The sequence below is a fragment of the Flavobacterium sp. genome (assembly GCF_046155325.1).
Classification (GTDB): domain Bacteria; phylum Bacteroidota; class Bacteroidia; order Flavobacteriales; family Flavobacteriaceae; genus Flavobacterium.
In genome coordinates this window covers 16,858-30,555 of the sequence record NZ_JBJXDQ010000054.1, presented here as the reverse complement: position 1 = coordinate 30,555, position 13,698 = coordinate 16,858, and the positions used below count along the sequence as shown (strand labels likewise).

Genomic DNA, 13,698 nt, shown 5'->3' with positions numbered 1-13,698 from the left:
ACAATAAATTTAAATACGTTTACAAATCAATTTAAAATTGAATTAGCAATATAGTTAATTGTTTTATTTGTTTAGTTTTTAAATGTTTTTCCAAAGAAAAAATATTTTTTTTTAATACTTATAATTGTTTAAAAGTCAATTTAATTTGTTTACAATTTATTAACATTAGCTAAAAATAAAGCTGTAATTTTACAGTCCTAAAAAAAACTTACAATGTCTATAAATAGTATTTTCCAATTTTTAGTTCCAAAAGATAAAAAATTTTTCCCACTTTTTGAAGAAGCCTCTGCAAATTTAGTCGAATTAGCCTTTATTTTGCATGAAGCTGTTAATCTTCCTTTAAAAGAAAGAAATGAGCTTTTTAAGAAAATTGATGAGCTGGAACAAAAAGGGGAGGATATAACTAGACAAACTAATCTTGAATTAAGTAAAAATTTTATAACCCCATTCGATAGAGAGGATATACACTCTTTAATTACTTCGATAGATAATGTAGCCGATAATCTTCATGGGGCTGCGAGTAGAATGCGATTATATCAAGTAGATAAAATTACAAAATCAATAAGAAAATTAACAGAAATTAATTTAGAGGCATGTCAACTTATTGACACTGCTGTTCAAGAATTGAGATATTTAAAAAACATGAAAAATATTATTTCGGCATGTTCTAAAATTAGTAAACTTGAGAGTAAATCCGACAGTGTATATAATGTTGCGGTTGCTGATATTTTTGAGAAAGAAACCGAGGCAAAAAATATAATTAAGTATAAAGAGGTTTTATCTGTATTAGAAACTGCTACTGATAAATGTAAAAAGGTAGCGAGTGTTTTAGAATCAATTTCTGTAAAACATTCGTAAAAATTTCAGCATTTTTAAAATATTTCAATTAAAATTATGGAATTTAATCTACTTATTGTTATTATAGCATTAGCATTGGTTTTTGATTATATCAATGGTTTTCATGATGCAGCAAATGCTATTGCAACAGTAGTAGCAACAAAAGTTCTTTCCCCATTTCAAGCAGTAGTTTGGGCTGCTTTTTTTAACTTTTTAGCCTATTGGGTTTTTGGTTTTGGTGTAGCAGATACTGTTGCAAAAACCGCTCATACTATGGATATTAATCTAATTGTAATTTTAGCAGGAGTTATTGCTGCTATTGTATGGAATTTGTTGACTTGGTGGTTAGGAATTCCTTCAAGTTCTTCGCACACTTTAATTGGAGGTTTTGCTGGAGCTGCATTAGCTCATGCCATAGCTGTTCATGGTTTTTCTTCTTATGTAACTGGAGATGGTTCTACAGCATATTGGTATGATATTGTGAGTTGGTATAAACCTAGTAAAGATGGTTTGCCATCAGGAATACTTATAGTTATAGCTTTTATTGTTTTTGCTCCACTTGTAGGTGCAATAGTTTCGTATTTAATATCTATTTGGTTGTTAAACGCATCCAAGAAAAGTATTTTCCCAAAATTATTCACAGTGTCATTAATGATTGCGACCGTTTGGTTTGTATTTATCCAAATGGTACCCTACGATCAAATTGAGAAGCCACGTTTTGATTCTCATTTTTGGAGTGTTATTTTAGAGTCACATAATATAAAATGGTTTTTAGTATCGTTTATAATACTAGCTATTTCATTATTTGCATTGGTATTTAGTAGTTTAAATCTGCATCAAGCTGATGCTTCTTTGAAAAAAATGCAATTATTGTCTTCGGCTGCATTTAGCTTAGGGCATGGAGGTAATGATTCACAAAAAGTTATGGGTATTATTGCCGCTGCTGTTGCAGTTTATATCAACACCACAGGTCAATCACAAGAAAATATGAGTGAATGGTTAAATGTGATTCTTCCAAATGATGATTTGAATATCAAAGGGGCAATGCCTGGATGGATTCCCTTAGCATGTTATTCAGCTATAGCAGCAGGAACATTAAGTGGTGGATGGAAAATTGTAAAAACAATGGGTTCAAAAATAACAAAAGTCTCATCATTTGAAGGTGTTGCAGCAGAAACTGCTGGTGCATTAACATTGTATTTTACTGAGCATTTAAAAATTCCTGTTAGTACTACCCATACCATTACAGGGTCTATAATAGGTGTTGGATTAACTAAACGTATTTCTGCAGTACGTTGGGGTGTAACTGTAAGTTTATTATGGGCTTGGGTATTGACTATTCCAGTTTCGGCATTAATGGCTTCTTTAGTTTATTACTTGCTTAGTTTATTTTTATAAGCATTTATATTTTACCTCTTTTAAGTATTTGTATATACTTATAAATTAATTTAACTTGTTTGGTTTTTCACTAATAAAATCAATTTGCAGTTTTTTTTATATGTTTGTTGATAATACATTTTAATTCAATTAAAATATCAAACTTCCAGTGTAATTATTTTGCATGAAAATTAATCAAGAAACATTTAATCAAATTTATAAAAACTATAACTTATTGGTCTATAATGTTGCATTAAACTATGTTCAAAATGTTGAAGATGCTGAAGAAATAACCCAAGATGTTTTTATTAAAGTTTATAATTCATTTGATAATTTTAATAACAAATCTTCTATTAAAACCTGGATTTACCGCATTGCAATTAATCAGTCTTTAGATTTTATTAAAAAAAAAACTAGTCAAAAACATTTTTTTATTTTTGGAAAGAAAAGTCAAAACGAACAGGAATACTTGAATTCTGCAAATTTTGAACATCCAGGTGTTTTGGTTGAGAGAAAAGAGGATGCAAAAATTCTTTTTGAAACAATCAATTCTTTAAACGCTAATCAAAAAAACGCTATCATCTTATCCAAATTGGAAGGAAGAAGTAATTCTGAGATTGCTGAAATTATGCAGCTAAGTATTTCATCTGTTGAATCTTTAATTTTCAGGGGGAAAGCAACATTGCAAGAAAGATTGTCAGAAAAATTTATAGAATACCGCAAGAAAAAATAAAAACTTTCGTCTATATAGATATGGAAAAAGATAATTGGATAGAATACATCTTAAAAAGTACTTACGGAATTACTCAGGTAACTCCCAATGATGATTTGTTTTCAAAAATCCAAAAAAGAATTAAACAGCAAAATACAGTTTCAACAAAAACAGTTTGGTTTGTTGCCACATCAATAGTGGTTTTAGTAATGCTAAATTTTTTTGTTATTGTCTCTAAAACCAAACAAAAAGCAAGTTTATCCACAACCTACTTAGAAATGACTGTTAATAAAAGTAACCAGTTATATCAATAATAATGGAAAAAAAGAAACTATTAACGATTACCATAATCGGATTATTGTTGCTCAATTTGGGCACATTAGGATTTTTATTTTTGCATCGGACAAAAGGCCACAGACCTCCGCATGAAGACAGAACGAAACCAAAAGAAATAATTATTCGTCAATTGAATTTTGATGTTGTTCAGCAAAGAGATTATGCCAAATTAATCGAATGGCATCGTCGTGAAATCACAAGACTTGATAGTAATATTCGACAAACTAAAAACAAATTATATTCGCAATTAAACCAAACTGAAGTAAATGTAAAAGCAAAAGATAGTCTGATTATTTTGCTAAATTCATATCAAAAGCAAGTTGAAGAAACACATTTCCAGCATTTTGAAGACATTAAAAAACTATGTAATAAAGAACAAATGGAAGACTTTAGCGAATTGACGGAAGAATTATCGAGAGTATTTCTTCCAAAACCACACGGACCAAAAAATGATTAAAAAAAAATTATATATAGTTTTCCTTTTTTTTATTTGCTTTCAGATATTTTCTCAAAGTATAAACGATTCATTGATGGTTAATTTTCATTTAGAATTTGATAAATTTCCGTTACAGTTAAACAAAAAACATGTTTCAGTAAGCCATGACACTTTGAGTATTGAAACTTTCAGATGCTATATTTCGAATATTGAAATTCACTACGAAGACCAATCAACATTTATTCAAAAAAACACCTACCATCTACTCGATGCTGACAAGCCAGATTCTTTTGTTATTCCGATAACGAAAAAAAGTGATAAACTAATTTCAAAAATCACATTTAATATTGGCATAGACAGCATAACTAATACTTCTGGAGCAATGGCTGGAGATTTAGATCCTATCAACGGCATGTATTGGGCTTGGCAAAGTGGTTATATCAACATGAAAATTGAAGGTAAAAGTTCGAGTTGCAAAACCCGTAATAATGAATTTCAGTTTCATATAGGAGGTTATCTTAAACCCAATTATGCTTTAAGAAAAAAAGTAATCAATGGTAATATCAATGGCAATGACAATATCAATATAGGAATTGATGTTGCCGTTTTTTTAGCCGAAATAGATTTGGAGAAAATGAATTCAATTATGATTCCCGGAAGAGCTGCAATGGATTTGGCTGATATTAGCGCTAAAATGTTTTACCTAAAATGAAGAAAGTCTTTGTCATATTGGTATTTGGAATTTCTATTATTGGAATTTTAGCTTTTTCAAAAAGCTACTTCACAACTCCATTATATATTGAAGTACCTAAAGGTTGGCCAAAACCCAACTATGATTTTAAGAAAAACCCCCTCACCGAAGAGGGATTTCTTTTAGGAAGAAATTTATTTTACGACCCAATTTTATCAAGAGACGAAACGATTTCCTGCGCCAGTTGTCATTTGCAACAAACCGGTTTTACCCATGTTGACCATAATGTAAGCCACGGAATTGATGGGAGAATTGGCACACGAAATTCATTGGCATTAATCAATTTGGCTTGGAGTAAAAATTTCATGTGGGATGGTGGTGTAAATAATTTAGAAGTACAGCCAATCAATCCTATTACAAGTCCTTTAGAAATGGACGAAAAATTAGTAAATGTTGTTAGTAAATTGCAACAAAGTCAAAAATATAGAGAACTATTTACAAAAGCTTTTGGTGATGAAAAAGTAACCAGTCAAAGACTTTTAAAGGCATTAGCGCAATTCACAGTAATGTTGACTTCCGCCAATTCAAAATATGATAAAGTAATGAGAAAGGAAGAAGAATTTACTAATAGAGAGCAAAAAGGATATGAATTATTCAAAATAAATTGCGCATCCTGCCATAATGAACCCTTGTTTACCAGTGAAAAATTAGAAAATAATGGATTGGCTATAGATACTTCTTTGAATGACCTTGGCAGAATGAAAATCACTAATAAAAAGGAAGACTATTTGCGTTTTAAAGTACCAACGCTTCGGAATTCACAATTTACATTTCCCTACATGCATGATGGTAGATTTAAAACCTTAACAGAAGTTGTAAAACATTATAATTCATTAGGTCATGATAAAACCCTTCCAAAAGAGTTTATAAAACCAATGAACTTATCTGATAATGACAGGGTAGATTTAGTTTTGTTTTTAACAACATTAACAGATAAAGACTTTTTATCAAATCCACGTTTTTCTTTTTCAAAAAATTAATTTATAATTCCGCAAGAATTTAATTTTTTATTCGTCTATAAATAATAACCATTAAAAATAATTTATGAGTAAATCTATTGTTACTTCAATTTTAATCTTTTTTTTCTCTGTAGTGTATTCACAATACAATACTATTCCAATTCCAGAAGCTTTGTACGGAACAACATTTAATCTTAATATTCATGAATCGGTTAAACAAATAAAAGCAACTGGAAATCAAACAGTAACTGGATCTATAAATAATGAAGCGTTTTGGGGACCAACTTTAATAATAAATAAAGGTGACGAAGTGCATATGAATGTAACCAATAATTTGAATGAATCTACAACTTTGCATTGGCATGGAATGCATTTGCCAGCTGTTATGGATGGTGGGCCACATCAAGTAATACCTGCTGGTACACTTTGGCAACCCTATTGGAAAGTAACTAATGATGCGGCGACTTATTGGTATCATCCCCATTTACATGAAACTACCGAAGCGCAAATAACTAAAGGTGTAGGTGGTTTAATTATTGTAAAAGACCCTGTTGAATCAGCATTGCCATTACCTAGAAATTATGGAACAGATGATATTCCATTAATATTAACCAGTAGAAATTTTACGGCTGCTAATCAATTTTCTGTTGCTAGAGCTTATGGTGATAATATGTTGACAAATGGTACTTTGAATGGGCAAATAACTTTGCCAAAGCAAGTAGTACGTTTAAGAATATTGAATGCAGAAATAGAAAGGGGATATAATTTAGGTATAGTTACTTCGACAGGAGTAACCAAAACTTTTTATGTTATTGGAAATGATGGAGGGCTATTAAATGCTCCTGTTTCTGTTACTCGATTACCAATACATGTTGGAGAGCGTTATGAAATATTAGTGGATTTAAGTGGAGAAAGTCTAGGAAGTACTCTAGATTTAAAAGCATATAATAGTGGACAATCAAATAGTTTTCCTGGAGGTGAACCTGGTACTACAGGTCAATTTGGGAGTTTATTAAATAATACTACCTTCAATGTTTTACATATAAATGTTGGAGCTACAACTATTTCACCAATAACTGCTATACCTACAACTTTGGCAAATAACACTTATTTTACTGAGGCGGATGCTTCAGTTACAAGAACAGTTTCAATTACTGGTGGACAAAATGGAGGGGCAGTACCTTTTACATTTGACAGTACAGTTTTTAATATCAACAACATAAATAAAACAGTCGTCGTTGATACAACTGAAAAATGGACTATTGCAAATACACCAAATGCAATATTTGGACATAGTTTTCATATTCATGATGTAGAGTTTAAAATTGTCTCACGTAGTTCAGGTAATGTTGGTGCTTATGAATCAGGATGGAAAGACACTTTTTTTATTAGTAAAGGAGAAAGCGTATCATTTGTTTGTAGATTTCAGGATTATGCCGATGCTACTCACCCTTTTATGTACCATTGTCATTTTTCGCAACATGAAGATGATGGTATGATGGGTCAATTTGTAGTTACAGGAACTCCTTTAGGAACGAAAACAGTATCAAATTCTACCAAATTCAAGTTATACCCTAATCCAGCCAATGATAAATTATTTATTAGTTTAAATGATGAATCAACAGAAGTTTACTATATAACAATTACTTCAATAGAAGGAAGAACAGTTATGATGTTACCACAACCACTATGGAAAGATGGAATTGATATTTCAAATTTGCCTACAGGCACATATTTATTCAAAATGATGGATAAAAAAACTAAAAGTATTACAACTAGAAAATTCATTAAAAATGAAAAGTAGTAAATATTTCTTTTCAATATTGATTACAGCTGTTGCTTTTTTTGTTTTTTCATTTAAAAGCTCTGAGGTAGCAATTAAAAATTTTAGTTTAAAAAATATTGATAATAAAATTGTTTCATTGAGTAATTATAAAGATGCAAAAGGTTTTATAATAGTATTTACTTGTAACAAATGTCCGATGGCTAAATTATATACCAATAGATTAAATAAAATTAATGATAAATATAAAAATAAAGGGGTTTACTTGTTAGCTATCAACTCGATGGATACTTTAGCTTATGCTGAGGAATCGTTTAAATTAATGCAGAAAAAATCTAAAAACGATAAATTGACTGTTCCTTATTTACAAGATAAAAAACAAACAGTTGCCAAACAGTTTGGAGCAACACATACACCACAATCATTTATTATTTGGAAAAATAAAAAAAATAATTATACTATTAAATATCATGGTGCAATAGACGACAATGCAACCTATCCTGAAAAAGCTAATAATTTATTAACCAATTCATTAGATGAGTTATTAGCCCATAAAAATGTTTCAAATCCTAAAACAGAATCTTTTGGGTGTAAAATATTTTATAGAGGCGAAAAACAAATTCATTAATATTTTCAAGAAATTTTAAATACTTTCGACTAAATAAAACAAAAGTTTAAAACTATTAGATTATGAGAAAACTATTTACTACACTATTTATTTTGACAGTAATCACAATAAATGCACAAACCAATCCTATAATTACATCTTGGTTGCGAAATACAACAGGTGTAACTGGAAGACATTATCTATCAACAGTCACTACACCATCAATTCCAATAAACGACCTCAATTTATTAGCTAATGTTCAAGCTGTAAATTATAATACAACTGCAGGATATGTATATGTTAGTACCGATGGAATTCCAGCCTATATTTCTGGGCCATTTGGCAATAATCCAAGTACAGTTGCTACAGAAAGAAACGCTGTTTTTCGTTTTCCTTTAGTGCCAACTCCCGCAACAAACCCAACAAATACAACTGGTGGTAATATTGGTGTATTTATTAATGGAGTAGCATTATTTGATTATGGTGATGCTTTTACTTGGACAGCATCGTCGTCATCTGATGTAATGCAGAATGGGGATAAAGTTTGGTATCGAGATGCAGTTGTTGCTGAGAGAGCTGGTTTTGATTGTTCTAAAGCACATCCTGCAAATGGTAATTATCATCATCATCAAAATCCAAGTGCATTTAATTTAGATTTAGTTGTATTATCTACAATTTGTGACACCTACGCTTCAGATGGATTGTATGTTATTAATTCGGCTGTACATTCCCCATTAATTGGATTTGCCTATGATGGTTATCCTATTTATGGCCCCTATGCTTATATAAACACAAATGGAACAGGTGAAATAGCCAGAATGAAATCGAGTTTTTCATTGCGAACTGATTTGCCAGTGGGGGCAATTAGAAGTACTTATGCTGATGGAACTGATGTTGCTGATGGCCCAGTAGTAAGTGCTGGCCCACCATCTGGGGGTCAAAATCCGAATCGTGGATTAGGATATTATAGAGAAGATTATAAATTTACCACCCCAACGTCATCAGATTATTTAGATGCACACAATGGTCGATTTTGTATCACACCCGAATATCCACAAGGAATTTATTGCTATTTTGCTACTGTCAATGCCAATCATAATTCAGAATATCCTTATGTCGTTGGTCCTAAATTTTATGGAGTTAATGTTGCCACAAAACTTAATGCAGTTCCAGAAGGTACTACTTTGTATAATCCACCTTTAGGTTCGGATGATTTTATAATATCTAAATTAGATTTTAAAATTTATCCAAACCCAACTTCTGAAATAATTTCGATTCAATCGGTTTCAATTTTGACCAATGATTTAAAAGTTGAAATGATTGATACTATAGGTAGATTAGTGATGGCTAAAACTTTTTATCAAGGGAGTTCAACTTGTTATATAGAAACAGCAACATTGTATAACGGTATTTATTTTATAAAAATAGGACAGGGAAACAATGCAAAAACATTTAAAATATTAATAAATAAATAATTAAAAAAGTCTTTTTAATTAGCTTACCAAAATATCGTATTGAGCCAAAAGCCCTTTTAAACCTTTCAAAGTAAAAATAGCTTTCTTGATTTTGGTTTTAGAAGGATCAATAGTGTAATTATGGCTCGTTTTGAAATTGGCTTTGTTAGCTATAGCTTTTGCAAACTCAGAGCGATACAAATCGCAGTTTTCAAAAACTGCTTCGGTCAAATCGGCACTCATAAAATCAACAGCAATCATGCTACAATTTACAAAATTGGTTCCTTTAAGTTTTAGAGTATAAAATTTAGAAAAATCAAGTATGCAATCTTTAAATGCAATATCAAATATCAATTTGTCACACATAGAAAAATTAATATCTTTCATAAGGCATTCATTAAAAGTAACCGTTCTTAAAGCCACATAATTAATTTTGGCTGTATTAAAATTACAGTTATTAAATATACAATCAATAAAAGTTACATCTAAAAATACGCAGTTTGAAAAATCACAATTATTAAAAGTACACGATTCAAATTCTTTGAAATTAACTTCATCTTCACCATAAAAGATGTTGTTGTATTCTAAGTCAAGGAAATAATTGGGCATTTTTTTAAAGAGTTTTAGTGCAATTTTAGGTCTTAAAATATTAAATTTATAGCTTCAATTACTACTCAAATTTACATAAAAAAAGCTCAAACATTTGTTTGAGCTTTCGATATTTAGTGACCTTGACTGGATTCAAACCAGTAACCTCTTGAGCCGTAATCAAGTGCGCTATTCAGTTGCGCCACAAGGCCTATTTTGTGGGTGCAAATATAAGTATAAATATGTGATTTGCAAACCAGAAATAAAATTTAAATAGAGAATTTGAAAATCTTAAAAAAGTACTATAAAATTTAAAATCAATTCCCTAGCGCTCTTGTAGTTACAAAGTAACGGTAACCAATAATGGCCATTTGCCATTTCTTAGCTTTACTAATATCCAATCTTTTTTTGGTAAAACTAGGTAACAAGAGTTTGTTTAATTCTGCTAATATTTTGAACATAATGATTTTTTTTACAAAAATATAATAATTATTGGGTTGCTTGATTTTCTTTGGCGACCATTCGTTTAAATCCAATTGAAACAAACATAGCTACAATTCCAAATGTCCCCATAACTAACCAGTTTGCCGAATATCCATAATGCCCTATGACCTCAAGTCCTAATTTTGAACTTACAATATGAGCCAAACTAAAACTCATGGTGTATAATGCCATATATCGACCTTCTTGGCCTTTAGGTGCTCTTCCTATAGCAATTGCATTTGAAAAGGGAAAAGAAAGAATTTCACTAAGCGTAAATAAGACCATTGCAACAACTAAAATGCCTGACCAGCTATCAAACAATAATATATAGTAACTAATAGCCATCAACAAAGCCCCCCAAAAAATAATTTTCATTCTGTCAAATTGTTTTCGCTCTAAAAAACTAACTAATGGCATTTCGAACATGAATATTAAGAAGCCATTTAAAGAAATTAACAATCCTGTTTCAACCTCAGACAAACCAAATTGTTGGCTGTGAAATAGAGGTAAAACAGTAAATATTTGAAAAAACAGCATAGCGGTAGTAAAACTGATGAATAAAAATACCCAATATGGTTTGTCTTGAAATGCGGTTTTATTTTTATCATTTGATTCTAGAACATCTTCTTTCATATCCATTTTTTTCTTTTCCTTTACGAAATAAGAAAAAAGCAAAATAGCAATAATACAGGTACTCCCATCAACCCAAAATAATCCTTGATAACCTAATCCAAGAATTATCAAACCACCTAAGGCAGGACCTGCAGCAAAACCCATATTGATACTTAATCTGATTAAGGACAGGGCACGAACTCTATTTTCTGGTTTAGCATAAACACCTATCGAAACAAACATCGCTGGTCTAAACATATCAGAAATGCTCATAATTACAAACATTCCTAAACACAATCCCCAAAAACTGGTAATATATTGGAGTAGAATAAATAAAATTCCACTAGTGAAAAGACTAAATACCATTATTTTATAAAAGCCTAATTTATCAGAAAGTTTTCCGCCAAGCCAGGACCCTAGCATAGATCCAAAACCGAAACATACCATAATCCAAGAAACTTCACTGAATGAGAATTCTAAATTTTCTTTCAAATATTTAGTCAAAAAAGGCAACACCATGGTACCTGCTCTGTTGACAAAAGTAATGCCCGCTAATATCCATACTTCACGTCTAAAACCTTTGAAATTATTGATATAACGACTTAAAGCATTTTTGAGCATAAGCTTGATTTTGATTTTGCAAAGTTACAAAGTTTAAAGAGCAGTTGAATAGCGATTAGTAATCTATATAATATAAATTTAGCTTTGTGGTTAACTATCTTTTAAACTATTTTTGCTTAAAATTTTTATAATGAAAATAATCTTTAATCTATTTTTCTTAATGACCTTAAGTTTTGGTTTTTGCCAAGAAAAATTTGATGCTAACGATTCTAATAATTACCAAAAACAATTAAATAAGGAGTTTGCAGATGTTTTGACAAGCCCTTTATTTACAAATGATTTAGCTAAATTTAAAACATTGGGTTTTTATCCAATAACTGAAAAATTTTGTGTTTTGGCAAGAATTGTTAAATCCAAAGATGAGAAGCCTTTTGAAATGTTAACTTCTACTAAAAGAAGACCATTATATATTAAATACGGTGAGGTGAGTTTTGTTATCGATGGAAATCCATTTAAATTAAATGTATATCAAAGTGTTGATTATTCTTCACAAAAAGGTCATGAAGATGATTTGTTTTTACCTTTTTTTGATTTTACCTGTGGCAAAGAAAGTTATATTGGAGGTCGATATTTAGATTTAATAGCACCCAAAAATGATACTGTTTTAATCGATTTTAATAAAGCATACAATCCTTATTGTGCTTATAATCACAACTATTCTTGTCCAAAAGTACCATTAGAAAATGATTTATATATCGAAATATTCGCTGGAGTCAAAAAATTTAAAGATTAATGAGATACTTTAATTTACACACACATATATCTACAAATCAAATAGATGTATTAGAATTAGTTAATCAATATCCACAAGAATTTGATACTGCTATTTCATCCTATTCGATTGGGATACATCCTTTGTATATAGATGAAGATCGTTTGGAGTCTGATTTTGAAATTGTGGATCAGAAATTAGCCTTGTCAGAATGTTTGGCTCTTGGTGAATGTGGTTTAGACAAGCGCGCTGAAACTCCATTTGCTTTACAAATTGAAATTTTTGAAAAACAATTATTACTTGCGCAAAAATACAATAAGCCAGTATTGATCCATTGTGTTGCTTCTTTTCAAGAACTTATCGAAATCAAGAAAAGATTGAGGATTTCAGTGCCTATGCTTATTCATGGATTTTCAAAAAATACTGTTTTGGCCAAACAATTAATTGATAATGGATTTTATATTTCTTTTGGTAAAAATTTATTGCAAAATCCAGAATTAGAATTTGTTTTTACAAGTGTTCCAGACGATCGTTTTTTCTTAGAAACTGATATGGTAGCAGAGGGGATACAAGGGGTTTATACCTTAGCATCAAAATATAAAAATATAACAATAAGCAATTTACAAGAAATAGTGAACGCTAATTTTAAAGCGGTTTTTCAATCAACACATAATAATTCATAACCGATGGCAGAATGGACAGAAAGAGCGGCACTTTTATTTAAAGCCGAAGGATTACAAAAATTAGGAAATGCCAATATATTGGTAGTAGGGCTTGGTGGCGTAGGGTCTTTTGCAGCAGAATTTTTAGCAAGAGCTGGAGTAGGAAAAATGACTATTGTCGATGGCGATATTGTTGATATCACCAACATTAACCGACAATTACCAGCGTTACATTCTACAATTGGAGCGCCAAAAGTGACTATTGTAGGCGATAGATTAATGGATATTAATCCAGAATTAAAACTCACAAGAGTTAAGGAGTTTCTATCTCCTGAACGTGCTTTTGAAATAGTTAGTGATGAATTCGATTATGTTTTAGATTGTATTGATAGTGTTACACCTAAACTGAACTTGATTATTGCTGCCAAACGAAAAAGAGTCAAAATTATTAGTAGTATGGGAGCAGGAGGTAAGATGGAAGCAGCAAAAGTACACGTTTCTTGTATCTCAAAAGCGAGTAATTGCATGTTGGCAAAAGCCATTAGAAAGCGATTAAAAGCCGAAAAAATTGACAAACTAAAAGTAGTTTCATCATCAGAAATTCAAGATGAATCCAGTTTAAAAATGACCGATGGCTCAAATTACAAAAAATCATTCTATGGAACCAACAGTTATATGCCTGGGTTATTTGGTTTGTATACAGCCGAAACAGTAATTCGTTATTTGCTAAATAAATAGTTTTTAAGAAACAATTCAATACCTATTAAC

16 protein-coding genes and 1 tRNA gene are annotated in these 13,698 nt (G+C 30.6%); 13 read left to right on the top strand and 4 right to left on the bottom strand.

Annotation, left to right across the window (positions count from 1 at the left end; all coding sequences use genetic code 11):
- Positions 1-213 precede the first annotated feature (213 nt).
- The 10 genes from ACKVOD_RS03645 to ACKVOD_RS03600 all read left to right on the top strand — a co-directional run bounded on the left by ACKVOD_RS03645 (position 214) and on the right by ACKVOD_RS03600 (position 9,273).
- Positions 214-858 carry a DUF47 domain-containing protein gene (locus ACKVOD_RS03645; RefSeq protein ID WP_409208122.1) on the top strand — a complete coding sequence of 215 codons (645 nt, stop codon included), beginning with the start codon at positions 214-216 and terminating at the stop codon, positions 856-858.
- 36 nt (positions 859-894) lie between these two features.
- The gene (locus tag ACKVOD_RS03640) at positions 895-2,235 is read left to right on the top strand and encodes an anion permease (RefSeq protein WP_409208121.1); all 1,341 of its coding nucleotides are present in this window, start codon (positions 895-897) and stop codon (positions 2,233-2,235) included.
- A 163-nt stretch (positions 2,236-2,398) separates the two neighbouring features.
- Entirely contained in the window at positions 2,399-2,947 is a 549-nt protein-coding gene (locus ACKVOD_RS03635) for an RNA polymerase sigma factor (protein ID WP_409208120.1), read from the top strand.
- Positions 2,948-2,967: 20 nt separating this feature from the next.
- Complete coding sequence (locus ACKVOD_RS03630; protein ID WP_409208119.1) at positions 2,968-3,240, top strand: hypothetical protein; 273 nt, start codon at positions 2,968-2,970, stop codon at positions 3,238-3,240.
- Between the two features lie 2 nt (positions 3,241-3,242).
- Positions 3,243-3,719, top strand: coding sequence for a hypothetical protein (locus ACKVOD_RS03625; protein WP_409208118.1), 477 nt, complete (start codon positions 3,243-3,245; stop codon positions 3,717-3,719).
- Between the two features lie 73 nt (positions 3,720-3,792).
- Positions 3,793-4,410, top strand: a complete 618-nt coding sequence (locus ACKVOD_RS03620) for an MbnP family protein (protein WP_409208117.1) — start codon at positions 3,793-3,795, stop codon at positions 4,408-4,410.
- Positions 4,407-5,429 carry a cytochrome-c peroxidase gene (locus ACKVOD_RS03615; protein ID WP_409208116.1) on the top strand — a complete coding sequence of 341 codons (1,023 nt, stop codon included), beginning with the start codon at positions 4,407-4,409 and terminating at the stop codon, positions 5,427-5,429. Before ACKVOD_RS03620 ends, ACKVOD_RS03615 begins: the two co-directional genes overlap by 4 nt.
- 64 nt (positions 5,430-5,493) lie before the next feature.
- A complete protein-coding gene (locus ACKVOD_RS03610) occupies positions 5,494-7,212 on the top strand; it encodes a multicopper oxidase domain-containing protein (RefSeq protein WP_409208115.1) in 1,719 nt (572 codons plus the stop codon).
- Positions 7,202-7,819 (top strand): thioredoxin family protein, encoded by a 618-nt coding sequence (locus tag ACKVOD_RS03605; protein WP_409208114.1) that lies wholly within the window; start codon positions 7,202-7,204, stop codon positions 7,817-7,819. Before ACKVOD_RS03610 ends, ACKVOD_RS03605 begins: the two co-directional genes overlap by 11 nt.
- A gap of 62 nt (positions 7,820-7,881) precedes the next feature.
- The gene (locus ACKVOD_RS03600) at positions 7,882-9,273 is read left to right on the top strand and encodes a YHYH protein (RefSeq protein WP_409208113.1); all 1,392 of its coding nucleotides are present in this window, start codon (positions 7,882-7,884) and stop codon (positions 9,271-9,273) included.
- A gap of 18 nt (positions 9,274-9,291) precedes the next feature.
- Here the strand turns inward: ACKVOD_RS03600 and ACKVOD_RS03595 are convergent, their stop codons facing one another.
- The 4 genes from ACKVOD_RS03595 to ACKVOD_RS03580 all read right to left on the bottom strand — a co-directional run bounded on the left by ACKVOD_RS03595 (position 9,292) and on the right by ACKVOD_RS03580 (position 11,556).
- On the bottom strand, positions 9,292-9,861 hold the full coding sequence (locus ACKVOD_RS03595; protein WP_409208112.1) for a pentapeptide repeat-containing protein: 570 nt from the start codon (positions 9,859-9,861) through the stop codon (positions 9,292-9,294).
- Positions 9,862-9,978: 117 nt separating this feature from the next.
- Positions 9,979-10,052, bottom strand: a tRNA-Arg gene (locus ACKVOD_RS03590).
- A 105-nt stretch (positions 10,053-10,157) separates the two neighbouring features.
- Complete coding sequence (locus tag ACKVOD_RS03585; RefSeq protein ID WP_409208111.1) at positions 10,158-10,301, bottom strand: SsrA-binding protein; 144 nt, start codon at positions 10,299-10,301, stop codon at positions 10,158-10,160.
- Between the two features lie 28 nt (positions 10,302-10,329).
- On the bottom strand, positions 10,330-11,556 hold the full coding sequence (locus ACKVOD_RS03580; RefSeq protein ID WP_409208110.1) for an MDR family MFS transporter: 1,227 nt from the start codon (positions 11,554-11,556) through the stop codon (positions 10,330-10,332).
- A gap of 130 nt (positions 11,557-11,686) precedes the next feature.
- Between ACKVOD_RS03580 and ACKVOD_RS03575 the strand changes: the two genes are divergently transcribed.
- From ACKVOD_RS03575 to ACKVOD_RS03565, 3 genes are read left to right on the top strand one after another with little or no spacing between them, the layout of a single operon-like run.
- Positions 11,687-12,289 (top strand): DUF1684 domain-containing protein, encoded by a 603-nt coding sequence (locus ACKVOD_RS03575; protein WP_409208109.1) that lies wholly within the window; start codon positions 11,687-11,689, stop codon positions 12,287-12,289.
- Positions 12,289-12,951: a TatD family hydrolase gene (locus tag ACKVOD_RS03570; RefSeq protein ID WP_409208108.1), complete on the top strand. Its 663-nt coding sequence runs from the start codon at positions 12,289-12,291 to the stop codon at positions 12,949-12,951. The genes ACKVOD_RS03575 and ACKVOD_RS03570 overlap by 1 nt, the downstream gene beginning before the upstream one ends.
- Before the next feature lie 3 nt (positions 12,952-12,954).
- Positions 12,955-13,668 carry a ThiF family adenylyltransferase gene (locus ACKVOD_RS03565; RefSeq protein ID WP_409208107.1) on the top strand — a complete coding sequence of 238 codons (714 nt, stop codon included), beginning with the start codon at positions 12,955-12,957 and terminating at the stop codon, positions 13,666-13,668.
- Positions 13,669-13,698 lie beyond the last annotated feature (30 nt).